Here is a 20176-nt window from a genome sequence, read left to right as displayed (position 1 = left end):
GTTTTGGATGGCCGGCACTCCCGCCCGCTTCGGGTGACCTGATGGCCCCCCTGTGCCGTTGGGCGTGGCGCTGCGCCCTATGGCGCAGCGGGTCCCGCAACATATCAGACCGAATCGTGGATCACGGGTATCGTACGCGCTGGCGCTAGACCTTGGAAAACAAAGCAATCAGTGCCGTGTCCGCGCTATGGGCGCCGGTCGCCTTTGCACCGTAGATGGCGACCTCAGGCAGAGTCAGGTTGCGGATCCACCCCCCGTCCTGCAACCGCTCCAACGCTGAGGCAAAGCCGGACCGGGCCGAGAACCGCGCATTCACAGCCAGTGCAAACACCGCGCCGGGGCGCGCAAGGCGCAGCAGGCCCGGCAGCACCTCAGGGCCAACATGGCCATGGGTGAAGGTGCCAGAGGAAACCACCCCGGCATAAGCGGCACGCGGTACCGGCACGCCCACCGTCAAATCCGCCTCGATCACATCGCGATAGACATCCTTGCGCAGCGCCTGTGCCAGCATCTCGGGACTGATATCCGTGGCATCGATCGGCGCGATCCCGCGCCGGTTCAGCGCCACGCCACATAGTCCCGTGCCCGCCCCGACGTCCAGAACCGGGCCATATCCCTCTGCCGCAGCAAACAGCCCGGCCACCTGATCCGGCAGGATATAGCCCGTCTCCTGTGCAAAGCTTTGGTCGTAACTTTCGGCCCAGTCGGCATAGAGCTGCCGGGAATGGTCCGGCGTCTCCAGCCCGTAGGCTGTGGTCAGGGTGATCGGTTTTTCCGCCATGGGTACAGGAAATGCGGTTTTGGCCGTTGAATCAACCCTTGCACCCAAGAAGAGCCGCGCGCATCTATGAGCCATGACAAAAACGCTGCTCTGTCTTGGATTTGGCTATACCGCCCGCGCATTGGCTCCCCGGCTGCTTCAGGCCGGTTGGCGCGTGATCGGCACCACCCGGTCGGTCGAGGATGCGGTGCCGGTGCCCGGTGTCGACCTGATCACCTGGCCCGGTGTGCCTCTGTCGCTTGACGGGATGACGCATATCCTGTCGTCGGTAGGGCCGACCGAGGCGGGGGATCCGGTGCTGGCAGAGCTGGCGGATGCGCTGGCAGCCGCCGCCCATGGCGATACTTTGGAGTGGGTCGGCTACCTCTCCACCACCGCTGTCTATGGTGATCATGATGGCGCCTGGGTGGATGAGGACACTGCCGTCACCCCCTCCAGTCAACGCGGTCGCTGGCGCGCCGCCGCTGAGACGGGTTGGCAGGCCATTCCCGATCTGCCGCTGCATATCTTTCGCCTCGCCGGGATCTATGGCCCCGGTCGCGGTCCCTTTGCCAAGCTGATGGCCGGGAAGGCGCGGCGTATCGTGAAACCGGGGCAGGTGTTCTCACGCATCCATGTCGAGGACATCGCGCAGGTTCTCGCTGCCTCAATTGCGCAGCCCAATCCCGGCGCAGTTTACAACCTTTGTGATAATGACCCGGCCCCGCCGCAGGATGTGCTGGGCTTTGCCGCCGAGCTGCTGGGCCTGCCAGTCCCTGCCGAGGTCCCTTTCGATGAGGCCGGCATGACCCCCATGGCGCGCAGTTTCTACGGCGAAAACAAACGCGTTGCCAATCAGCGCATCAAGGAAGATCTGGGGGTGGAGCTGCTCTATCCCACCTACCGAGAAGGCCTCCGCGCGGTCCGCGCCGCCGAGGATCTGGAAACCTTCGTCCCCCCGCCGGAGACGACGGGGGTTTAAGCCCGCTTCTCTCCAATCGACGCCACGCCCAGAACCTCCAGAACCTTGGCTTCGATCTGCGGTGCGTTCATGGCGGCGACATTGTACATATCCGCCGGGCTGGCCTGATCGATGAAGGTATCGGGCAGCACCATGGAACGATACTTCAGCCCACTGTCAAAGATGCCCTCTTCGGCCAGGAGCTGCGCCACGTGGGAGCCAAAGCCGCCCACCGCGCCTTCCTCAATGGTGATCAGCGCCTCATGGTCTGCGGCGAGCTTCAGGATCATGTCTCGGTCCAGCGGCTTGGCAAAGCGGGCGTCGGCAATCGTCGGGGTGATGCCCTTTGCGCTTAGCGCCTCGGCGGCTTTCCTGACCTCACCCAGACGGGTGCCAAAGGACAGGATCGCCACGCGTTTGCCCTCTTGGATCATGCGCCCCTTACCGATCTCCAGCACCTCGGGCGCCTCCGGCATATCGACGCCTTCGCCCTCACCACGCGGATAGCGGAAGGCAATGGGGCCGTCGTCATAGGCCGCGGCCGTGGCCGTCATATGCGCCAGCTCGGCCTCATCGGCGGCGGCCATCACCACCATGCCGGGCAGGTTGGCCATATAGGCAATGTCGAAACTGCCCGCATGGGTCGCCCCATCCGCCCCCACCAGACCGGCGCGGTCGATGGCAAAGCGTACCGGCAGGCGCTGGATCGCCACGTCATGCACCACCTGATCATAGCCGCGCTGCAGGAAGGTGGAATACATCGCACAGAACGGTTTCATCCCGCCCGCCGCAAGCGCGGCGGCGAAGGTCACGCCATGCTGTTCTGCAATACCGACGTCGAAGGTGCGCGACGGGTAACGTTCAGCCATCAGGCTCAGACCGGTGCCATCGGGCATCGCGGCGGTGACGGCGCAAATTTTGTCATCCTCGGCTGCCAGCCGCACCAGTTCCTTGCCAAAGACGGAGGTATAGGAGGGCGCGTTGGAGGGCGCTTTCTTCTGCTCGCCTGTCACCATGTCGAATTTGGCAGTGGCATGACCTTTGTCGCGGGCGGCCTCAGCGGGGGCATACCCCTTGCCCTTCTTGGTCAGCACATGGATCAGGATCGGACCGGTGGCGCGGGCCTTCACGGTGCGCAGCACCGGCAGCAGCTGGTCCATATCATGGCCATCAATCGGCCCGAGGTAGGAAAAGCCCAAGCTTTCAAACAAGGTGCCACCTACCGCCATGCCCTTCAGCATATCTTTGGCGCGCTTGGCCCCCTCGCGGAACGGCTCCGGGAGCAGGGATGCAGCGCCCTTGGCCACCGCTTTCAGCTCCTGAAATGGTTCTTCGGCATAGAGGCGCGACAGATAGGAGGACAGCGCGCCCACCGGTGGGGCAATCGACATCTCATTGTCGTTCAGAATGACAATCAGCCGCTTGCCCAGATGGCCGGCATTGTTCATCGCCTCAAACGCCATGCCAGCCGACATCGAGCCATCGCCGATCACCGCAATCGCATCGCCCAGCCCCTCGGGCACCACACCGCCCAGATCGCGCGCCACGGCAAAGCCAAGCGCCGCACTGATCGAGGTGGAGCTATGCGCCGCCCCAAAGGGGTCAAAAGGCGATTCAGAGCGTTTGGTAAACCCGCTCAACCCGTCCTTCATCCGCAGGGTGCGAATGCGGTCGCGTCGGCCTGTCAGGATCTTGTGCGGATAGCACTGGTGCGAGACATCCCAGATGATTTTATCGCGTGGCGTGTCAAACACCGCATGCAGCGCGGTGGTCAGCTCCACGACCCCCAGTCCGGCGCCCAGATGGCCACCGGTGACGGAGACGGCGGAAATCGTTTCCTGGCGCAACTCCTGGGCAACCTGCGTCAGCTGCGCATCGCTCAAGGATTTCAGATCTGCCGGGCGGGTGATCTGATCCAGAAGGGGGGTCTGAGGCCGGTCTGACATGGCAGCTCCTTGGGCGTGTTGCTTTGGCGGTGCACGCATTGTGCGGCTCAGCTATCGCGCGAGATAACGAAGCGCGCGGCGTCCTTCAAGGTTTCTGCGGCATCGCCATAGGGGGTCAGCGCCTCACAGGCCTGTTCCATCAGGGCGCTGGCGCGTGTTTTTGCGGCGTCCAGTCCCAATAGCGACACAAAGGTGGCTTTGCCCGCATCAGCATCTTTTCGGACGGCTTTGCCAACCTTGGCCGCGTCGCCTTCCACATCCAAGATGTCATCTACGATTTGAAAAGCAAGGCCAAGCGCATCGGCATAGCGTCGCAGCGGGGTCTCATCCGCCCCGGCCATCACGGCACCCGCAGTAGCGGACCAGGAGATGAGACAGCCGGTCTTACGGTTTTGCAGCTGCGTGATCTGTTCCAGATCCAGCGGCGTGGTGGCGGTCTCTGCAGCGATATCCAGCATCTGCCCAGAGACCATCCCATCCTTGCCAGAGGCTTGCGCCAGACCACGGATCAGCGGCAGCGCCTGCGGGCCGATCCTGGGGTTGGCGAGCAGCTCAAACGCAAATGTCTGCAGGCTGTCGCCCGCCAGCACCGCCATCGCCTCGTCCCATTTTTTGTGAACGGTGGGCTGGCCCCGGCGCAAATCGTCATCATCCATGCAGGGCAGATCATCATGCACCAACGAGTAGGCGTGAATACATTCGATCGCCAGTGCCGCCTCTAGCGCGGCCTCCTCAGTGATGCCATGCAGGCGGGCGCTCTCCAGCACCAGAAACCCGCGCAGCATCTTGCCGCCGGTGACGGCATAGCGCATCGCAGCGTGCAGCGCATCGCCGCCGCCCAGCCGCGCATCCATATGCGCTGTGACCCGGGTCTGCGCGTCCTTCAACGCCTGCGCAAAGGGGCGCGCAGAACTGTGGTGTTGCGCGGTGGCATCTGCGGCAGCAGCCATGGGTCAGCCAGCATCCAGAGGCTGGGTGCCGGTCGGCGTGCCTTTGGCATCCAGCGTGATCGCCGCCACTTTTTCCTCGGCCCGCTTCAGCTCATCCTCGCAGCGTTTCTTCAGCTTGGCCCCACGGTCATACAGAGCGATGGAGGCATCCAGCGCCACATCGCCACGTTCCAGCTGGTCCACCACGGTTTCAAGCGCGCGCATCGCCTGTTCAAAGCTCAGCTCTTCAACGGGGGTTTCGTTGGATGTGTCGGTCATGTGCCTGCCTCTATCAATTCTTCCACATGGGCTTTGGCCGCTGCGGCCAGCGCGTTCAGATCATATCCCCCCTCCAAAGTCGAGACGATACGACCACCGCACAGCTCTGCCGCCAATGTGCAGAGTTCGCGGGTCAACCAGCGGAAATCCTCTGTGCTCCACATCAGTTCTGCCAGCGGGTCGTCCTGATGGGCGTCAAATCCGGCCGAAACTATGATCAGCTCCGGTTTGAAGGCCCGCAACCGGGGGAAGGCCTGATCGACATAGGCTGCTTTCATCTGCACGCCGCCTGATCCGGGCGACAATGGCAGGTTCAGGATCTGGCCGTGGGCGCCATCTTCCTCCGGTCGGCCTGATCCGGGCCAAAGCGGCATCTGCTGGCTGGACATGAACAGCGCGCGGGGCTCATCCCACAACAGATCCTGCGTACCATTGCCGTGATGCACATCGAAATCCACCACGGCTACACGGGCCAGACCATGGTGATCCAGGGCATGTTTGGCCGCCAGTGCGGCATTGCCGAACAGGCAAAACCCCATGGCAGTGTCGATTTCCGCGTGATGTCCGGGCGGGCGCACGGCGGCAAAGGCATTCTGGACCGCGCCGCTGACAACCAGATCCACCGCCCGCACAGCCGCGCCCGCTGCGCGAAAGGCCGCATCCAGCGAGCCTGGTGACAGGAACGTATCGCCATCAATCCGCCCAAACCCCTCCTGCGGCAGCGCCCGGCGCAGATCCGCGAGATAGCTGGCCGGGTGAATGCGCAGGATATCATCCTCCGCCGCCATCGGTGCGGTCACCCGGCGCAGCTCCAGTCCTTCAAGCGCATGCAGCACATGTTCCAGTCGGGCCACTCGTTCGGGGTGGCCGTCAGGTGTGACATGGGTCAGGCAATCAGCATGGGTGATCAAGGCAGTCGTCATGAGGCGTCCCCGTTTCTTCTGGCCGCTTCTTCTGGCCACAAATATCCCCGCCGGAGGCTCAAAATACCGTGCAGCGGTTCCCGGCCCTGAGGCTTAGTCCGGTGCCAGCATATAGCCCGCACCGCGCACCGTCTGCAGATATTGCGGCTGTTTCGGATTGGGTTCGATCTTGCGCCGCAGGCGGGTGATCTGAACGTCCACCGCCCGTTCCTGCGCCTGCCCTCGATCGCGGCCCAGATCCTCGACCAGTTTGGTGCGGCTCACCGGTTCGCCCGGACAGGCGGAAAAGATCTTCATCAGCTGGTTTTCGGTGCCGGTCAGGCGGATCAGCTCCTCGCCCTGCCACATCTCGCCGCGTTCAATATCATAGCGTATTGGCCCCAGATGCAGCACCTTGGGGGCGGCCTCGCTGGCGGCCGGCTCCGGCATCCGCCGCAGGATCGCGTTGATCCGCAACAGCAGCTCCTTGGGTTCAAACGGTTTGGCCAGATAATCATCCGCGCCCGCTTCCAGCCCTTCGATGCGGTCTTCGGTCTCTCCCTTCGCCGTCAAAAGCAGAATCGGCGTGGCGATGGTTTCGCGCAGCGACCGGGTGAGAGAGATCCCATCCTCGCCCGGCATCATCACATCCAGCACGATCAGATCGAAATCCAGCCCCGACAGCACCCGCCGGGCATGGGCCGCATCGCGCGCGGCGGTGACCAGAAACCCGGCCCGCATCAGGAATTTCTTCAGCAGGCCACGGATGCGCTCATCATCATCGACAATCAGCAGATGGGAATCGAACTGGGTCATGTGCCACTCTCCCGCAGCTTGGCGTAGGCGCGGCGCATATCGGCATCCATCATCGCCTCCAGCACCCGTTTGAAGCCCTGAACCGCTTCCGGTCCGGCATCCTTATACGCGGTGCGCATCCGGGCGCGCTGGGCATCCGACAGGGTGGCCTCCAATGCGCGCCCCTTATCGGTCAGGAACAAATGCCGTTCCCGTTTGTCGGTGACCCCAACCCGGCTCTCGACCAGACCGTCGCCGATCAGCGCCCGGAGCACGCGATTGAGCGACTGTTTGGTCACCCCGAGAATGGACAGCAGGTTATTCACCGTCGTGCCCGGTGCGCGATTGATGAAGTGGATGGCCCGATGGTGCGCCCGGCCATAGGCCATCTCCGCCAGGATCCGATCCGGGTCTGCGGTAAATCCGCGATAGGCAAAGAACATCGCCTCGATGCCCTGCCGCAACTGCTCATCCGTCAGAAACAGCAGGCTTTCGCCGCCAAATCCCTGCCCCGGTCGCCCTTCTGCCATGGGTCTCTCCCTGTTGTGCTGGGGTCATTTTAAGTCAGCGTTGTTGACATTCCAAGTCCGAAGATGTATCGAATCGCAGGTTTAGCGCAATATTATGTCCGAACCGGTCATATGCGGCGCAACTTATGAAAATTCGGCGAGACATTAGGAGGTGCGCCATGGCTGGGTATGATGATCGGGACGGTTTGATCTGGATGGATGGTGAGATGGTCAACTGGCGCGATGCCAAGGTCCACATCCTCAGCCACGCCATGCATTACGCCTCCTCCGTCTTTGAGGGCGAGCGGGCTTATAACGGCAAAATCTTCAAAAGCCGCGAACATTCCGAGCGGTTGATCGCCTCGGCCGAGGCGCTGGATATGCCGATGCCCTACACCGTCGATCAGATCGAAGCGGCGAAGGAGGAAACCCTCAAGGCCTCTGGTCTGCAGGATGCCTATGTGCGCGCGGTTGTGTGGCGTGGCTCGGGCGAGGATATGGGTGTCGCATCGGCGAAAAACCCGGTGCGCATGGCCATCGCGGTCTGGGGCTGGGGCGCCTATTATGGCGACGCCAAGATGCAGGGCGCCAAGCTGGACATCGCGGAGTGGAAACGCCCAAGCCCGGAAACCATCCCGGTGCACGCCAAGGCGGCGGGTCTCTACATGATCTGCACCATCTCCAAGCACAAGGCTGAGGCCAAGGGCTGCTCGGATGCGCTGTTCATGGACTATCGCGGCTATGTGGCGGAGGCGACCGGCGCCAATATCTTCTTCGTGAAGGACGGCGAGGTTCACACGCCGACACCCGACTGTTTCCTGAACGGCATCACCCGTCAGACGGTGATCGGCATGCTGAAAGATCGCGGCATCACCGTGCATGAGCGTCACATCATGCCTGAAGAACTCGACGGGTTTGAGCAATGCTGGCTGACCGGCACCGCGGCAGAGGTCACCCCCGTTGGCCAGATCGGCCCGCACAGCTTTGAGGTGGGGGAACTGACCCAAGACATCGCCAAGGCCTATGAGGAACTGGTGCGTAGTTGATCATCCAGCCGTTTCAGGTCTAGTTAAAATGAAAAAGCGCGGAGGTGACTCCGCGCTTTTTCCGTATGCGCCCAGCCCCTGCGTACAGGGACCAGGCGTGCATCAAACCGGGTCTCAGACCAGCTCAGTTGTGACGGTCACATTGCCGCGCACAGCGTTGGAATAAGGACAGATCTTGTGGCCTGCCTCGGTCACGGCCTGTGCCTCCTCGGGGGAGAGGCCGGGCAGCGCCACCTTCAGCGCGACCGTCAGGCCAAAACCGCCCTCGTCACGCGGACCGATGCCGACCTCGGCGTGGACCGACACATCATTCGGGACCTTGGCCAGGCTGTCATCCTGCGTGGTCGCAAATTTCATTGCGCCAATATAGCAGGCCGCATAGCCGGCTGCGAACAGCTGCTCGGGGTTGCTGCCGTTGCCGCCGCCACCCATCTCCTTGGGCGGATCCAGATCAAAGCTGAGGTCGCTGTCGTGAATGCTGGCCTTGCCATCGCGGCCACCGGTTGCAGTGGCTGATGCGGTATAGACGGGGGAGACGCTCATGGCGGGATCCTTTCCTGGGTCACTGTCGGAGTTATTTATATCGTGTGCGATATAAATGGGTCTCCTTGCGCCAAGGTCAAGTCCTTGCAGATGGATCGTGCGCGATTTAAATTATACCCATGACCAATGCGCTGCCTCCTGACATCCCGGATACGCCGGACCTTTTGTGTTTTGCCATCTATTCGGCAAATCATGCGTTGACCCGGCTTTACCGTCCTTTGCTGGCGCCTTTAGGGCTGACCTATCCGCAATATCTGGTGCTGATCTCGCTCTATCACGCCGACGGGCAGACGGTCGGCGCATTGGGCCAGCGGCTGGATCTGGAGACCAATACGCTGACGCCCTTGCTGAAACGGATGGAGGTGGCGGGCTTCCTGTCCCGGGTTCCCAACCCGGAGGATGACCGCAGCCGGTTGGTCCAGCTCAGCGCAAAGGGCCGGGATCTTGCGGTGCAGGCAGGCGAGATCACCGCGTGCGCGGTTGAGGAGATGGGCGGCGATCTTCAGGATATTCTGGACCTGCGCGACCGGGTCAATGCGCTGCGGGCACAAATGGTGGCCAAGTAGAGCGCAGCTTACCCCTTGGGATCGCTGACGGACCGCGCCTTGCCACGTTCCAGCCCCAACCGGCTTTCACGCCAGATCACCAGCACATTGCCGGCAATCACCAGTCCGGCGCCGATCAGCATCACCAGCGTCGGCAGCTCGTTGAACCAGATGTAACCCAAGAGGATAGCAAACAGCATCGAGGAATAGTCATAGGGTGCCAGCATGGAAGCGGGCGCAAAACGGTAGGAGGATGTGACAAGGATCTGCGCCACGCCCCCGACCAGACCCGCGCCGATCAAGAGTGCCAGCGTGGTTGGATCAGGCCAGACCCAGCCGAACGGCAGCGTGCACAGCGACAGGATCGAGGCGGTGAGCGAAAAATAGAACACGATGGCGGCGGTATGCTCCGTCATCACCATGCGGCGGATGTGGATCTGCACCAGTCCGCGCGCCATCGTGGCGATGAGGATCAGAATGGCGCCGATAGTCGCCGTATCCCCCAGATCGCCACTGCCCAATCGCGGCCAGAGCATCACAAGAACGCCAATCAGCCCGATGGTCACGGCGCTGATTCGGATCAGCCTGATCCGCTCGCCCAGCAACAGGGCCGCCAGAATAAGTGTGAAGATCGGGGTGGCATAGCCAATTGCCGTGACCTCGGGCAGCGGCAGCATTCCCAGCCCCATGAAGGTCATGCCCATCGCAGTTGTGCCCAGAATGCCGCGCAGGAAATGCTTGCCCGGATGGGTCGTTCGCAGTCCGCGCCCCAGTTCGCCCCGCATGGACAGCCAGACGAGAATAACGGGGATGGCAAAGAAGGAGCGGAAAAACACCGCCTCACCGGCGGGCACCACGTCGGAGGTCGCCTTGATAATCGCCGACAGCCCGGTGAACAGGGCAATCGCGGCCAGTTTCAGCGCGATGGCGCGGCCGGGTTGATGCGATGTTAAGGATTTGACCATGGCCAGACCCTGCGCCGCCGCGTCGAAAAGTGCAACGGGTTGATTTTCCCGCCCGGCTTTGTCCAAGGTCACGCAGCACCGCAATCATCTGTCACCCGCCGCAAGGAGCCCTCCGAATGTATGACGCCAATCCGCTGATCTGCCACCTGCGTGCGGCGTCCCTGGGGCGCGAGGACGCTCTGTTTGCCACCCGTCCCGGCGCGGATCCGGTCAGCTATGGCGATCTCTTTGCGGGGGCGGAGCGTATGGCAGCCGCACTTGTTTCACGTGGAGTCGCGCCGGGCGATCGTGTGGCTGTGCAGGTGAATAAATCCCTTGCGGCACTCCAGCTTTATCTGGGAACAGTGATGGCGGGGGCGGTGTTTCTGCCACTCAACCCCGCCTATACCGATGCTGAGGTTGCCTATTTCATCGGGGATGCCACGCCATCTGTGTTTGTCTGTGATCCTGCGCGGCTGGACGGGGTGCAGGGGGTGGCAGGAAGGGCGCATCTTCTGACGCTGGATGGGACGGGGCAGGGCAGTCTCGCGGATCTGGCGATAGGCCAAAGTGGGTTTGACCCGGTCGCGCGCGCGCCCTCCGATCTGGCGGCGATCCTTTATACCTCTGGTACCACCGGGCGCTCCAAGGGGGCGATGCTCAGCCATGAAAACCTCTATTCCAACTCGCTGACCTTGCGCGATTACTGGCAGTTCACCGCTGAGGATGTGCTGATCCACGCCCTGCCGATCTTTCACACGCATGGGCTGTTTGTGGCGACCAACGTGGCGCTTCTGGCAGGCGCGCAGGTGGTGCTGCTGCCCGGTTTCGATGCGGAGGCGATTCTGGCAGCGATGCCAACATCTACCGCGCTGATGGGGGTGCCGACCTTCTATACGCGGCTCTTGGCGGATGCACGGCTGACCCCGGATCTGGCGGCCAATATGCGGCTGTTCATTTCTGGCTCGGCGCCGCTGCTGGTGGAGACCCACGAGCAATGGCAGGCCCGCACCGGTCACCGTATTCTGGAACGCTACGGGATGACGGAAACCAATATGAGCACCTCCAATCCCTATGATGGTGAACGGATTGCAGGCACCGTTGGCCCCGCATTGCCGGGGGTGGAGGCGCGGGTGACACTGGACAATACGGAGATCCCGCTGGGCGAAATCGGCGTGCTGGAAGTGCGCGGTCCGAATGTCTTCCAGGGCTACTGGCAGATGCCGGAGAAAACCGCAGAAGAGCTGCGCCCGGATGGCTGGTTCATCACCGGTGACCTCGCCAAGATCGACAGCAGCGGCTACGTCACCATCGTGGGCCGGGAAAAGGATCTGGTGATCTCCGGGGGGTTCAATGTCTACCCGAAGGAGGTCGAGACGCTGATCGACGATCTGCCGGGGGTGCTCGAAAGTGCGGTGATCGGCGTGCCACATCCCGATTTCGGCGAGGCGGTTGTGGCTGTGGTGGTCCCGATTGGGGAGGGCACCGATGCGGCTACCATCCAAGCGGCGCTGTCAGAGCATCTCGCGAAGTTCAAACGGCCCAAACACATCGCGCTGATGGAGGAACTGCCGCGCAACACCATGGGCAAAGTGCAGAAAAAAGCGCTGCGCGAAACATTCGCCCAGCTGTTTACCTGACTGGAGAAGGTGCCGCCGTCTCGCGTCTGACATCGCAGGCGAGACGGCGATCAGATCAACCGCCGATGTGGCCTTGGTTCTCCCCCACCTGACCGCGATGCAGCAACAGGTGGTCCAGGATCACGCAGGCCATCATCGCCTCTGCCACCGGCACCGCACGAATACCGACGCAGGGGTCATGGCGGCCTTTGGTGATGACCTCGGCAGCGCTGCCATCCTTTCGGATCGACTGGCGCGGCGTCAGGATCGAGGAGGTGGGTTTGACCGCAAAGCGCACCACGACATCCTGCCCGGTGGAAATGCCACCCAGAATGCCGCCCGCATGGTTCGACGAATAGACTGGCTGGCCATCCTCACCGAGGAAGATCTCATCAGCGTTTTCGGAGCCTTTGAGGACCGCCGCATTCATGCCTTCGCCGATTTCGACGGCTTTGACGGCGTTGATCGACATCATCGCTGCGGCCAGATCGGTGTCCAGTTTGCCATAGATCGGCGCGCCGATGCCTGCGGGCACACCGCGGGCGACGACCTCAATCACCGCGCCGACGGACTCGTGATCCTTGCGCAGCCCTTGCAGGTAATCTTCCCATTCCTGCACCGCAGCAGCATCGGGGATCCAGAAATCATTCTGGTCGATTGCCGCCCAGTCAAACCGGCTGCGGTCGATTTCCATCTCCCCCATGCGGGTCATGTAACCTTTGATCTCCAACCCGGGGACCAGCGCCTTGATCGCTTCCCGCGCCACACCGCCGGCCGCAACACGGGCTGCGGTTTCGCGGGCTGAGGACCGGCCACCTCCGCGGTAGTCGCGGTTGCCGTATTTCTGGAAATACGTGATGTCCGCATGGCCGGGGCGGAAGGTCTGGGCGATCTCGCCATAATCCTTGGAGCGCTGATCGGTGTTTTCGATCATCAGCTGGATCGGCGTGCCGGTTGATTTCCCCTCGAACACACCGGACAGGATTTTGACCGCATCCGGTTCGTTGCGCTGGGTCATATTCTTGTTCTGACCGGGGCGGCGCTTGTCCAGCCACTGCTGCAGCATTTCAGGGTCAATCGCCACATTCGGCGGGCAGCCATCAACCGTCGCACCCAAGGCGGGTCCGTGGCTTTCGCCCCAGGTGGTGACGCGGAACAAATGGCCAAAGCTGTTGATCGACATGGGCGCGGTCTCCTTTGCGAGATTGCTTAGCGGGGGAGGGCGGCTCTCTCAAGGGGTTTCCTGTGTTGCGCAGATCGTTGTGGGCGCTGCCCCCGCCGCCCGTTGGGCGACTCCCCGGGGATGTTTCCTGCCAAAAGATGGGGGGTGTTAACCCGGCAGAAAGGACAGGCAGACTCCCCCAATGTTTCGCGTGCGAAACAATTGGTCAGCCCTTCTGTCGTTCTTTGAGCATATGTAACACCGCAATCGCTTGTCTTTCGCGGGTCTGCCGCTTAGGGTCCGCGCCACCTCGGGGTGCGCCTTCGGCGCTGAGATCACACCCGTAGAACCTGAACCGGCTAGAACCGGCGGAGGGAAGGTATGGACTGGCTCCTCCCTTGCCCCTCGTCGCGATGGAGGATGCCATGAAACATCTTGTACTTGCAGCGGGGCTGCTGGGCGCAACGGCAGCCTATGCCGATACGCCTGAATTGATTGTCTACACCTACGACAGCTTCGTCTCTGACTGGGGACCGGGTCCGGCCGTCGAGAAAGCCTTTGAGGCGACCTGTGGTTGCGATCTGAAGCTGGTCGGCGCAGGCGACGGCGCGGCGCTGCTGGCGCGGGTGAAGCTGGAAGGCGCGCGGTCTGACGCTGATGTGGTGCTGGGGCTGGATACCAATCTGACTGCGGCGGCCAAGGAGACGGGCCTGTTTGCGGATCATTCGGTCAGTGCCGATTATGCGCTGCCCTTCGCCTGGGAAGACGCCACTTTCGCCCCTTATGACTGGGGGTATTTCGCATTTGTGCATAAGGCCGATGCTGTCGCGCCGCAGAACTTTGGCGAACTGGCTGCGAGCGATCTGAAAATCGTCATTCAGGATCCGCGTTCGTCTACGCCGGGTCTGGGATTGCTGATGTGGGTGAAGGCTGCCTATGGCGACAAGGCGCCTGAGGTCTGGGACGGGCTGGCAGATAATGTGCTGACCGTGACCAAGGGCTGGTCGGAGGCCTATGGTCTGTTTCTGGAGGGTGAGGCGGATATGGTGCTGTCCTACACCACCTCGCCCGCCTATCACCTGATCGCCGAGGAAGACGCCAGCAAGGCGGCAGCGGTGTTTGACGAAGGTCACTATATGCAGGTCGAAGTTGCCGGGAAGCTGGCGAACAGCGATCAGCCGGAGTTGGCGGATCAGTTCCTCGCCTTCATGGTCAGTGACGCGTTCCAGTCGGTCATCCCGACCACCAACTGGATGTATCCGGCAGTGACCCCGGCAGAGGGTTTGCCCAAAGGGTTTGAGACCCTGGTGTCGCCAGAAAAATCACTGCTGCTGAGCGAAGACGAGGCGGCGGCGCTGCGCGATGTGGCGCTGGATGAATGGCTGACCGCGCTCAGCCGTTAAGATCCCGCTGGGGTCTGGGCGTCGCTGCCTGTGTGGCGGCGCTGATCCTTGGCGCGCTGGCCGCAGTGGTCTGGCGTGCCGAGGTGGGGCGGGGCATCGGCCCTGCCGATTGGGCTGCAATCCGGTTTACCCTGATGCAGGCTGTTCTGTCCGCCCTGTTCAGTGTGGTATTGGCGGTGCCGGTCGCTCGCGCGCTGGCGCGACGGCGGTTTGTCGGGCGACGGGTGCTGATTGCCCTCATGGGTGCGCCGTTTATCTTGCCGGTGATCGTGGCAATCCTTGGCATTCTTGCGGTGTTTGGCCGTTCGGGCTGGCTGAGCGATCTGCTGGGCCTGTTCGGGTTTGAACCGCTGCAGATCTATGGGTTGCACGGGGTTGTGCTGGCACATGTGTTTTTCAATCTGCCACTGGCGACGCGGTTGATCCTGCAGGGCTGGCAGGAAATCCCGGCAGAACGGTTTCGTCTGGCGGCGCAGATCAATGCAGATCGCCGGGCGATGTGGCAGCTGCTGGAGGCGCCAATGCTGCGGCAGGTGGTGCCCGGCGCGCTGGCGGTGGTCTTTGCGATCTGCCTGTCGAGCTTTGCCGTGGCGCTGACGCTGGGGGGCGGGCCGCGCGCCACCACCATTGAACTGGCGATCTATCAGGCGTTTCGATTTGATTTCGATCTGGCGCGGGCGGCGCTGTTGTCGGGCGTGCAGCTGTTGTTGACCGGCGCGGCGGCGCTGGTGGCCCTGCGGGTGGCGACGGGCGAGGGGTTTGGTGCCGGATTGGACCGTCCGGTACGGCGTTGGGATGGGCAGGGGGCGCTGGCGCGGGTACTGGATGGTACCTGTCTGATTGCGGCGGCGCTGTTTTTGCTGTTGCCGCTGAGCGCGATTGTGATTGCGGGTCTGCCGGGCCTGCTGTCGATGGGGGCGTCGGTCTGGCTGGCGGCGGGCAATTCGGTGCTGATTGCAGGGGTGAGCACGCTTGTGCTGCTGGCGATTGCCCTGCCGATGGCGGTGGCCGTGGCGCTGGGCCGGGGTGGGTTGGTGGAGCTGTCGGGCCTGTTGGGGCTGGCGGTATCGCCGCTGGTGATTGGCACCGGCCTGTTTATTCTGATCTATCCGGTGGCGGATCCCTTTGCGCTGGCGCTGCCGGTCACAGCGGTGGTGAATGCGCTGATGTCGCTACCATTTGCGCTGCGCATTCTGATCCCGCGGGTGCGGGAGGTGCTGGCGCGTTATGGCCGTCTGTCGCTCTCGCTTGATATGCGCGGCGGGGTGTTTCTGCGCCGGGTGCTGCTGCCCCGTCTGCGCCCGCAGATCGGTTTTGCTGCTGGGCTGGCGGCAGCGCTGTCGATGGGGGATCTGGGCGTGATTGCGCTGTTTGCCGATAGCGAAACCGCGACATTGCCTTTGCAGATCTATCGCCTGATGGGGGCCTACCGGATGGAAGCGGCCTCGGGTGGGGCGCTGTTGCTTTTGTGCCTGTCCATGGGGGCGTTTTACATTCTCGACCGGGGAGGGCGTCGACATGCTGAAACTTGAGAACTGCCTATTGGACAACGGCGGTTTTATCGTGCGTGCGGATCTTGCGATCGAGGCAGGCCATCGGGTGGCGGTGATTGGTCCCTCCGGGGCGGGCAAGACCACCCTGATCGAGGCCATCGCGGGGTTTGTTCCCATCACGGCCGGAACGCTGTCCTGGCAGGACCGTGCGCTGACCGATGTATTGCCGGGGCAGCGGCCGATTGCGATGCTGTTTCAGGACGGCAATCTGTTTCCGCATCTGAGCGTGGCACAGAATGTGGGGTTGGGGATTCGCCCGAACCTGCGTCTGAGTGTTGAAGAACAGGAAAAGGTGCGCGCGGCGATCACACGGGTTGGTCTTCAGGGTATGGAAGAGCGCAAGCCCGCCGCCCTGTCCGGTGGCCAGCAAAGTCGCGTGGCGCTGGGCCGCGTATTGGTGCAGGGGCGTGATCTTCTGCTGCTGGATGAGCCATTTGCGGCGTTGGGGCCAGCGTTGAAGGCGGAGATGCTGGATCTGGTGGCGGACCTGGCGGCAGAGACCGGGGCGACCGTGCTGATGGTCAGCCATGATCCGGCAGATGCGCGCCGGATTGCCGATCAGGTGGTGTTGGTGGCGGATGGCGTGGCCCACCCGCCAATGGCGACGGCGGAATTGCTGGACAATCCGCCGCCTGCGCTGAAGGCCTATCTGGGATAGGCCCACGCACCCTGAGGATTTAGGCGCCTAGTGCCGCCTTGCGGGTTTTGACGATCATGAGCGCGGCATTGGCTGCCTCGCGCCCCTTGTCAACAAAATGGGCGCGGTAGATCGCGTTGTGATGATCGGTTTCCTGATAGTGGTGCGGCGTCAACGAGACGGACAGGACCGGCACGTTGGTCTCCATCCCGGCCTGCATCAGACCGTCCACGACAGCCTGGGCGACAAAATCATGGCGGTAGATGCCGCCATCCACCACAAAGGCCGCGCAGGCGATGGCGTCGTATTTACCGGTCTTGGCCAGTTCTTTGGCCAGAAGCGGCATTTCAAAGGCACCGGGCACGTCAAATACGTCGATCTGCTCGGCGGGGATCAGCTCCTGAAAGCCATCCAGCGCACGGTCGACGATATCGGAATGCCAATGCGCCTTGATGAAAGCGAAGCGGGTGTGTGTCATGATCGATAACTCCTATAGGTTTGACACGTCACCCAAGGCGATCACGAGTGATGAGGGCACACGTTCCCCGTGGCCCTGTCACACGTTCTCTTCCATCCGGACTATGACCGTCGGCTCTGGAGTTGCACCAGATCTGCTGACACTTCCAAAAATCTGGAAGCCGCTCGCGGGCTTGCGGGACTGGCCCGCCTACCGCCGGTGGGGAATTCCGCCCCGCCCTGAGAACAGCGCGACCATGGCTGCAAGACAGGTCAAAGGCAAGAGAAAGAGCGCCCGCGTCACGCGGCAAAGGGGGTTTTCCCCGCCGAGGTTGTGGCTAGAGTGCGTGATGTTCGATCTGGCGCAGGGCGCATACTGATTGCCCTGCCAAAGAGTCATCTCCGACCGGTTATTGGGTCCAACGAAAAGGATAGTCGATATGAAACTCTATCACGCGCCGACCTCCCCCTATGTGCGCAAGGTCATGGTGCTGCTGCACGAGACAGATCAGTTGGCAGATGTGGAGTTGCGCCCGGTGGCCACGACACCGATTTCCCCGGCGAGCGACCTGAAAGCGGCCAATCCGCTGGCCAAGATCCCGGCGTTGGAACGGGCCGATGGGGCAACGCTGTATGACAGCCGGGTGATCTGCGCCTATCTGGCCGAGCGTGCGGGCAATGCGCTTTATGCCGGCGGCTGGGACACGCGGGTGCTGGAGGCCACGGCCGATGGCATCATGGAGGCGGCGGTATTGCTGTCCTACGAAAAGCGGCTGCGCCCGGCGGACAAGCAGTGGCCAGAGTGGATCGAAGGGCAGAGTGGCAAGGTGCTGGGCGGTTGTGCGGCGCTGAACACCCGCTGGATGTCGCATCTGCAGGGTCCCTTGCGGATTGGCCAGATCGCGGTGGCCTGTGCGCTGTCCTATGTGGATTTCCGCCATCCGGATATGGGCTGGCGCAACGGCAATGAGGCGCTGGCAGAGTGGTTTGCCGCATTCGATTCGCGCCCGTCAATGCAGGCGACACGGCCGCCGGAAAGCTGAGATCTGGCGCAGGCGACCCCTTGAATTCGGGGGCGCCTGCGCAAATATGTGAGGCTGTTTGCAACAGTTGCGCATAATTACTTGCGGATGCGTCCATCTGCGCGCCTATGACCGCTGGACGAAAGCCCTTCTCCCCGCTAGATACCCGCGATGAGTCACTGCGTTCTTTGCGCAGTGAATGCGCATGTTTGCCCTAAACGGGCGCTGGAATTGGAGAAAACCTCGTGTCCCACGCAGAAGACAACGAAGGAACCCGGAGAGATTTCCTCTACTACGCCACTGCCGGCGCCGGGGCAGTGACTGCGGGTGCCGCAATTTGGCCCCTGGTCAACCAGATGAACCCCTCGGCTGACGTTCAGGCTCTGTCCTCGATCATCGTGGATGTGAGCGGCGTGGAAGTCGGAACACAGCTCTCGGTTATGTTCCTCGGTAAGCCGGTGTTCATTCGCCGCCGTACCGAAGAAGAAATCGAGCAAGCCCGTGCTGTCGATCTGGCGGAGCTGCCCGATCAGCAGGACCGAAATGCAAATAAGCCCGGTCTGGATGCATCTGACGAAAACCGCACCTTGGATGACGCTGGCGAATGGCTGGTGATGATGGGTGTGTGTACCCACCTTGGCTGTGTGCCGCTGGGTGACGGTGCAGGCGAATTCAACGGTTGGTTCTGCCCCTGCCATGGTTCGCACTACGACACTGCCGGTCGTATCCGCAAAGGCCCCGCACCCGAGAACCTGCCGGTTCCGACCGCGGAGTTCATCGACGAAACCACCATCCAACTGGGATAAGGGAGGCACATATGTCCGGCATTCCGCACGATCATTACGAGCCGAAAACCGGTGGCGAGAAGTGGCTTCACAGCCGCCTGCCCATCGTCGGCCTGATCTACGACACCATCATGATCCCCACGCCCAAGAACCTGAACTGGTTGTGGATTTGGGGCATCGTTCTGGCCTTCTGTCTGGCCCTGCAAATCGTCACCGGTATCATCCTGGTGATGCACTACACCCCGCATGTGGATCTGGCGTTTTCCTCTGTTGAGCATATCATGCGCAACGTGAACGGCGGCTTTATGATCCGCTACCTGCACGCAAATGGCGCGTCGCTGTTCTTTATTGCGGTTTATATCCACATCTTCCGTGGTCTGTACTACGGCTCCTACAAGGCGCCGCGCGAGATCACGTGGATCATCGGCATGCTGATCTATCTGATGATGATGGGCACCGCATTCATGGGCTACGTTCTGCCCTGGGGTCAGATGTCCTTCTGGGGCGCGACCGTGATCACCGGCCTGTTTGGCGCGATCCCGTTCATCGGCGAGCCGATCCAGACCCTGCTTCTGGGTGGTCCGGCCGTCGACAACGCGACGCTGAACCGCTTCTTCTCGCTGCACTACCTGCTGCCATTTGTGATTGCCGGTCTCGTGATCGTCCATATCTGGGCATTCCACACCACAGGCAACAACAACCCGACCGGTGTTGAAGTGCGCCGCACCTCCAAGGAAGAGGCTGCGAAAGACACGCTGCCGTTCTGGCCGTATTTCGTGATCAAGGATTTCCTTGGTCTGGCGGTTGTGCTGGTGATCTTCTGGGCCATCGTCGGCTTCATGCCGAACTACCTCGGGCACCCGGACAACTACATCGAAGCCAACCCGCTGCAGACCCCTGCGCATATCGTTCCGGAATGGTACTTCCTGCCGTTCTACGCGATCCTGCGGGCCTTCACCTCTGAAGTCTGGGTTGTGCAGATCGCGTCCTTCGTGACCGGTGGTATCGTGGATGCCAAGTTCTTTGGTGTTCTGGCGATGTTTGGTGCGATTGCCGTGATGGCGCTGGCGCCTTGGCTGGACACCAGCCGCGTGCGCTCGGGTCGTTTCCGTCCGCAGTTCAAATGGTGGTTCCTGTTGCTGGTTATCGACTTCTTCGCCCTGATGTGGCTGGGTGCGATGCCGGCGGAAGAACCCTATGCGTCGTTCTCGCTGGTCGCTTCGGCCTATTGGTTCGGTTACTTCCTGGTCATTCTGCCCCTGCTGGGCGTGATCGAGAAGCCGCAGGCCATTCCCGAGACCATCGAAGCCGATTTTGATGCCCATTACGGCAAAAAATCTGGCGCTGACGCCACGCCGGCTGAGTAATTGAGAAGGACAG

Annotated in this window: 21 protein-coding genes and 2 riboswitches; of the genes, 10 read left to right on the top strand and 11 right to left on the bottom strand. The window is 62.1% G+C overall.

What is annotated here, in order from left to right; all coding sequences use genetic code 11:
• Window positions 1–145: 145 nt before the first annotated feature.
• Window positions 146–781, bottom strand: coding sequence for a class I SAM-dependent DNA methyltransferase (locus phaeop14_RS15995; RefSeq protein ID WP_040175274.1), 636 nt, complete (start codon window positions 779–781; stop codon window positions 146–148).
• A gap of 73 nt (window positions 782–854) precedes the next feature.
• On the opposite strand from phaeop14_RS15995, the gene phaeop14_RS15990 reads away from it, so the two are divergent.
• Window positions 855–1742, top strand: coding sequence for an SDR family oxidoreductase (locus phaeop14_RS15990; protein WP_096790091.1), 888 nt, complete (start codon window positions 855–857; stop codon window positions 1740–1742).
• Here the strand turns inward: phaeop14_RS15990 and dxs are convergent.
• The 6 genes from dxs to phaeop14_RS15960 all read right to left on the bottom strand — a co-directional run bounded on the left by dxs (window position 1739) and on the right by phaeop14_RS15960 (window position 7102).
• Entirely contained in the window at window positions 1739–3667 is a 1929-nt protein-coding gene (gene dxs, locus phaeop14_RS15985) for a 1-deoxy-D-xylulose-5-phosphate synthase (protein ID WP_096790090.1), read from the bottom strand. The two genes, phaeop14_RS15990 and dxs, sit on opposite strands and share 4 nt — an antisense overlap.
• Before the next feature lie 47 nt (window positions 3668–3714).
• Window positions 3715–4617, bottom strand: coding sequence for a polyprenyl synthetase family protein (locus phaeop14_RS15980; protein ID WP_096790089.1), 903 nt, complete (start codon window positions 4615–4617; stop codon window positions 3715–3717).
• A 3-nt stretch (window positions 4618–4620) separates the two neighbouring features.
• Window positions 4621–4875 (bottom strand): exodeoxyribonuclease VII small subunit, encoded by a 255-nt coding sequence (locus tag phaeop14_RS15975; RefSeq protein WP_040175280.1) that lies wholly within the window; start codon window positions 4873–4875, stop codon window positions 4621–4623.
• Window positions 4872–5798: a histone deacetylase family protein gene (locus tag phaeop14_RS15970; RefSeq protein WP_096790088.1), complete on the bottom strand. Its 927-nt coding sequence runs from the start codon at window positions 5796–5798 to the stop codon at window positions 4872–4874. Before phaeop14_RS15970 ends, phaeop14_RS15975 begins: the two co-directional genes overlap by 4 nt.
• Before the next feature lie 93 nt (window positions 5799–5891).
• Window positions 5892–6593 (bottom strand): response regulator, encoded by a 702-nt coding sequence (locus phaeop14_RS15965; RefSeq protein WP_040175285.1) that lies wholly within the window; start codon window positions 6591–6593, stop codon window positions 5892–5894.
• Window positions 6590–7102 carry a MarR family winged helix-turn-helix transcriptional regulator gene (locus tag phaeop14_RS15960; protein ID WP_024098794.1) on the bottom strand — a complete coding sequence of 171 codons (513 nt, stop codon included), beginning with the start codon at window positions 7100–7102 and terminating at the stop codon, window positions 6590–6592. Before phaeop14_RS15960 ends, phaeop14_RS15965 begins: the two co-directional genes overlap by 4 nt.
• 158 nt (window positions 7103–7260) lie before the next feature.
• Between phaeop14_RS15960 and phaeop14_RS15955 the strand changes: the two genes are divergently transcribed.
• Window positions 7261–8127, top strand: a complete 867-nt coding sequence (locus phaeop14_RS15955) for a branched-chain amino acid aminotransferase (protein WP_040175287.1) — start codon at window positions 7261–7263, stop codon at window positions 8125–8127.
• A 114-nt stretch (window positions 8128–8241) separates the two neighbouring features.
• On the opposite strand, the gene phaeop14_RS15950 is transcribed toward phaeop14_RS15955, so the two are convergent.
• Window positions 8242–8670, bottom strand: a complete 429-nt coding sequence (locus phaeop14_RS15950; RefSeq protein WP_040175289.1) for an organic hydroperoxide resistance protein — start codon at window positions 8668–8670, stop codon at window positions 8242–8244.
• 119 nt (window positions 8671–8789) lie between these two features.
• On the opposite strand from phaeop14_RS15950, the gene phaeop14_RS15945 reads away from it, so the two are divergent.
• On the top strand, window positions 8790–9236 hold the full coding sequence (locus phaeop14_RS15945) for a MarR family winged helix-turn-helix transcriptional regulator (RefSeq protein WP_096790087.1): 447 nt from the start codon (window positions 8790–8792) through the stop codon (window positions 9234–9236).
• A gap of 8 nt (window positions 9237–9244) precedes the next feature.
• Here the strand turns inward: phaeop14_RS15945 and phaeop14_RS15940 are convergent, their stop codons facing one another.
• Window positions 9245–10180: a DMT family transporter gene (locus phaeop14_RS15940; protein WP_096790338.1), complete on the bottom strand. Its 936-nt coding sequence runs from the start codon at window positions 10178–10180 to the stop codon at window positions 9245–9247.
• A 116-nt stretch (window positions 10181–10296) separates the two neighbouring features.
• Between phaeop14_RS15940 and phaeop14_RS15935 the strand changes: the two genes are divergently transcribed.
• Window positions 10297–11799 (top strand): malonate--CoA ligase, encoded by a 1503-nt coding sequence (locus phaeop14_RS15935; protein ID WP_096790086.1) that lies wholly within the window; start codon window positions 10297–10299, stop codon window positions 11797–11799.
• 55 nt (window positions 11800–11854) lie between these two features.
• Here phaeop14_RS15935 and aroC read toward each other — a convergent pair whose 3' ends face one another.
• On the bottom strand, window positions 11855–12961 hold the full coding sequence (gene aroC / locus phaeop14_RS15930; protein ID WP_096790085.1) for a chorismate synthase: 1107 nt from the start codon (window positions 12959–12961) through the stop codon (window positions 11855–11857).
• Between the two features lie 280 nt (window positions 12962–13241).
• A riboswitch (TPP riboswitch) is annotated at window positions 13242–13334 on the top strand.
• Window positions 13335–13365: 31 nt separating this feature from the next.
• Here aroC and thiB point away from each other — a divergent pair.
• The 3 genes from thiB to phaeop14_RS15915 are packed head-to-tail and all read left to right on the top strand — an operon-like array spanning window position 13366 to window position 16554.
• Window positions 13366–14343, top strand: coding sequence for a thiamine ABC transporter substrate binding subunit (thiB, locus tag phaeop14_RS15925; protein ID WP_040179167.1), 978 nt, complete (start codon window positions 13366–13368; stop codon window positions 14341–14343).
• A complete protein-coding gene (locus phaeop14_RS15920) occupies window positions 14319–15875 on the top strand; it encodes a thiamine/thiamine pyrophosphate ABC transporter permease ThiP (RefSeq protein ID WP_096790084.1) in 1557 nt (518 codons plus the stop codon). Before thiB ends, phaeop14_RS15920 begins: the two co-directional genes overlap by 25 nt.
• Window positions 15862–16554, top strand: a complete 693-nt coding sequence (locus tag phaeop14_RS15915) for a thiamine ABC transporter ATP-binding protein (protein ID WP_096790083.1) — start codon at window positions 15862–15864, stop codon at window positions 16552–16554. The genes phaeop14_RS15920 and phaeop14_RS15915 overlap by 14 nt, the downstream gene beginning before the upstream one ends.
• 19 nt (window positions 16555–16573) lie before the next feature.
• Here the strand turns inward: phaeop14_RS15915 and phaeop14_RS15910 are convergent, their stop codons facing one another.
• Window positions 16574–17011, bottom strand: coding sequence for a 6,7-dimethyl-8-ribityllumazine synthase (locus phaeop14_RS15910; protein ID WP_040178887.1), 438 nt, complete (start codon window positions 17009–17011; stop codon window positions 16574–16576).
• An 80-nt stretch (window positions 17012–17091) separates the two neighbouring features.
• A riboswitch (FMN riboswitch) is annotated at window positions 17092–17241 on the bottom strand.
• Window positions 17242–17429: 188 nt separating this feature from the next.
• Here phaeop14_RS15910 and phaeop14_RS15905 point away from each other — a divergent pair.
• The 3 genes from phaeop14_RS15905 to petB all read left to right on the top strand — a co-directional run bounded on the left by phaeop14_RS15905 (window position 17430) and on the right by petB (window position 20163).
• The gene (locus phaeop14_RS15905; RefSeq protein ID WP_040178884.1) at window positions 17430–18032 is read left to right on the top strand and encodes a glutathione S-transferase; all 603 of its coding nucleotides are present in this window, start codon (window positions 17430–17432) and stop codon (window positions 18030–18032) included.
• 224 nt (window positions 18033–18256) lie between these two features.
• Complete coding sequence (petA, locus tag phaeop14_RS15900) at window positions 18257–18817, top strand: ubiquinol-cytochrome c reductase iron-sulfur subunit (RefSeq protein ID WP_040169956.1); 561 nt, start codon at window positions 18257–18259, stop codon at window positions 18815–18817.
• A gap of 11 nt (window positions 18818–18828) precedes the next feature.
• Window positions 18829–20163 (top strand): cytochrome b, encoded by a 1335-nt coding sequence (gene petB, locus phaeop14_RS15895; protein WP_040169957.1) that lies wholly within the window; start codon window positions 18829–18831, stop codon window positions 20161–20163.
• Window positions 20164–20176 lie beyond the last annotated feature (13 nt).

The sequence above is a fragment of the Phaeobacter piscinae genome (assembly GCF_002407245.1).
GTDB lineage: Bacteria > Pseudomonadota > Alphaproteobacteria > Rhodobacterales > Rhodobacteraceae > Phaeobacter > Phaeobacter piscinae.
The sequence above is the reverse complement of the archived record's forward strand: the minus strand, read 5'-3'. Positions and strand labels throughout refer to the sequence as shown.

What these genes read in the sequence shown, in the direction of transcription:
- phaeop14_RS15920 (WP_096790084.1), top strand. Translation starts at nt 14,319, where the DNA reads ATGGCTGACCGCGCTCAGCCGTTAAGATCCCGCTGGGGTCTGGGCGTC.
- phaeop14_RS15960 (WP_024098794.1), bottom strand. Translation starts at nt 7,102, where the DNA reads ATGGCAGAAGGGCGACCGGGGCAGGGATTTGGCGGCGAAAGCCTGCTG.
- phaeop14_RS15915 (WP_096790083.1), top strand. Translation starts at nt 15,862, where the DNA reads ATGCTGAAACTTGAGAACTGCCTATTGGACAACGGCGGTTTTATCGTG.
- thiB (WP_040179167.1), top strand. Translation starts at nt 13,366, where the DNA reads ATGAAACATCTTGTACTTGCAGCGGGGCTGCTGGGCGCAACGGCAGCC.
- phaeop14_RS15950 (WP_040175289.1), bottom strand. Translation starts at nt 8,670, where the DNA reads ATGAGCGTCTCCCCCGTCTATACCGCATCAGCCACTGCAACCGGTGGC.
- phaeop14_RS15940 (WP_096790338.1), bottom strand. Translation starts at nt 10,180, where the DNA reads ATGGTCAAATCCTTAACATCGCATCAACCCGGCCGCGCCATCGCGCTG.
- petB (WP_040169957.1), top strand. Translation starts at nt 18,829, where the DNA reads ATGTCCGGCATTCCGCACGATCATTACGAGCCGAAAACCGGTGGCGAG.
- phaeop14_RS15980 (WP_096790089.1), bottom strand. Translation starts at nt 4,617, where the DNA reads ATGGCTGCTGCCGCAGATGCCACCGCGCAACACCACAGTTCTGCGCGC.
- phaeop14_RS15990 (WP_096790091.1), top strand. Translation starts at nt 855, where the DNA reads ATGACAAAAACGCTGCTCTGTCTTGGATTTGGCTATACCGCCCGCGCA.
- phaeop14_RS15910 (WP_040178887.1), bottom strand. Translation starts at nt 17,011, where the DNA reads ATGACACACACCCGCTTCGCTTTCATCAAGGCGCATTGGCATTCCGAT.
- phaeop14_RS15965 (WP_040175285.1), bottom strand. Translation starts at nt 6,593, where the DNA reads ATGACCCAGTTCGATTCCCATCTGCTGATTGTCGATGATGATGAGCGC.
- phaeop14_RS15995 (WP_040175274.1), bottom strand. Translation starts at nt 781, where the DNA reads ATGGCGGAAAAACCGATCACCCTGACCACAGCCTACGGGCTGGAGACG.
- dxs (WP_096790090.1), bottom strand. Translation starts at nt 3,667, where the DNA reads ATGTCAGACCGGCCTCAGACCCCCCTTCTGGATCAGATCACCCGCCCG.
- aroC (WP_096790085.1), bottom strand. Translation starts at nt 12,961, where the DNA reads ATGTCGATCAACAGCTTTGGCCATTTGTTCCGCGTCACCACCTGGGGC.
- phaeop14_RS15935 (WP_096790086.1), top strand. Translation starts at nt 10,297, where the DNA reads ATGTATGACGCCAATCCGCTGATCTGCCACCTGCGTGCGGCGTCCCTG.
- phaeop14_RS15945 (WP_096790087.1), top strand. Translation starts at nt 8,790, where the DNA reads ATGACCAATGCGCTGCCTCCTGACATCCCGGATACGCCGGACCTTTTG.
- phaeop14_RS15905 (WP_040178884.1), top strand. Translation starts at nt 17,430, where the DNA reads ATGAAACTCTATCACGCGCCGACCTCCCCCTATGTGCGCAAGGTCATG.
- phaeop14_RS15975 (WP_040175280.1), bottom strand. Translation starts at nt 4,875, where the DNA reads ATGACCGACACATCCAACGAAACCCCCGTTGAAGAGCTGAGCTTTGAA.
- phaeop14_RS15955 (WP_040175287.1), top strand. Translation starts at nt 7,261, where the DNA reads ATGGCTGGGTATGATGATCGGGACGGTTTGATCTGGATGGATGGTGAG.
- phaeop14_RS15970 (WP_096790088.1), bottom strand. Translation starts at nt 5,798, where the DNA reads ATGACGACTGCCTTGATCACCCATGCTGATTGCCTGACCCATGTCACA.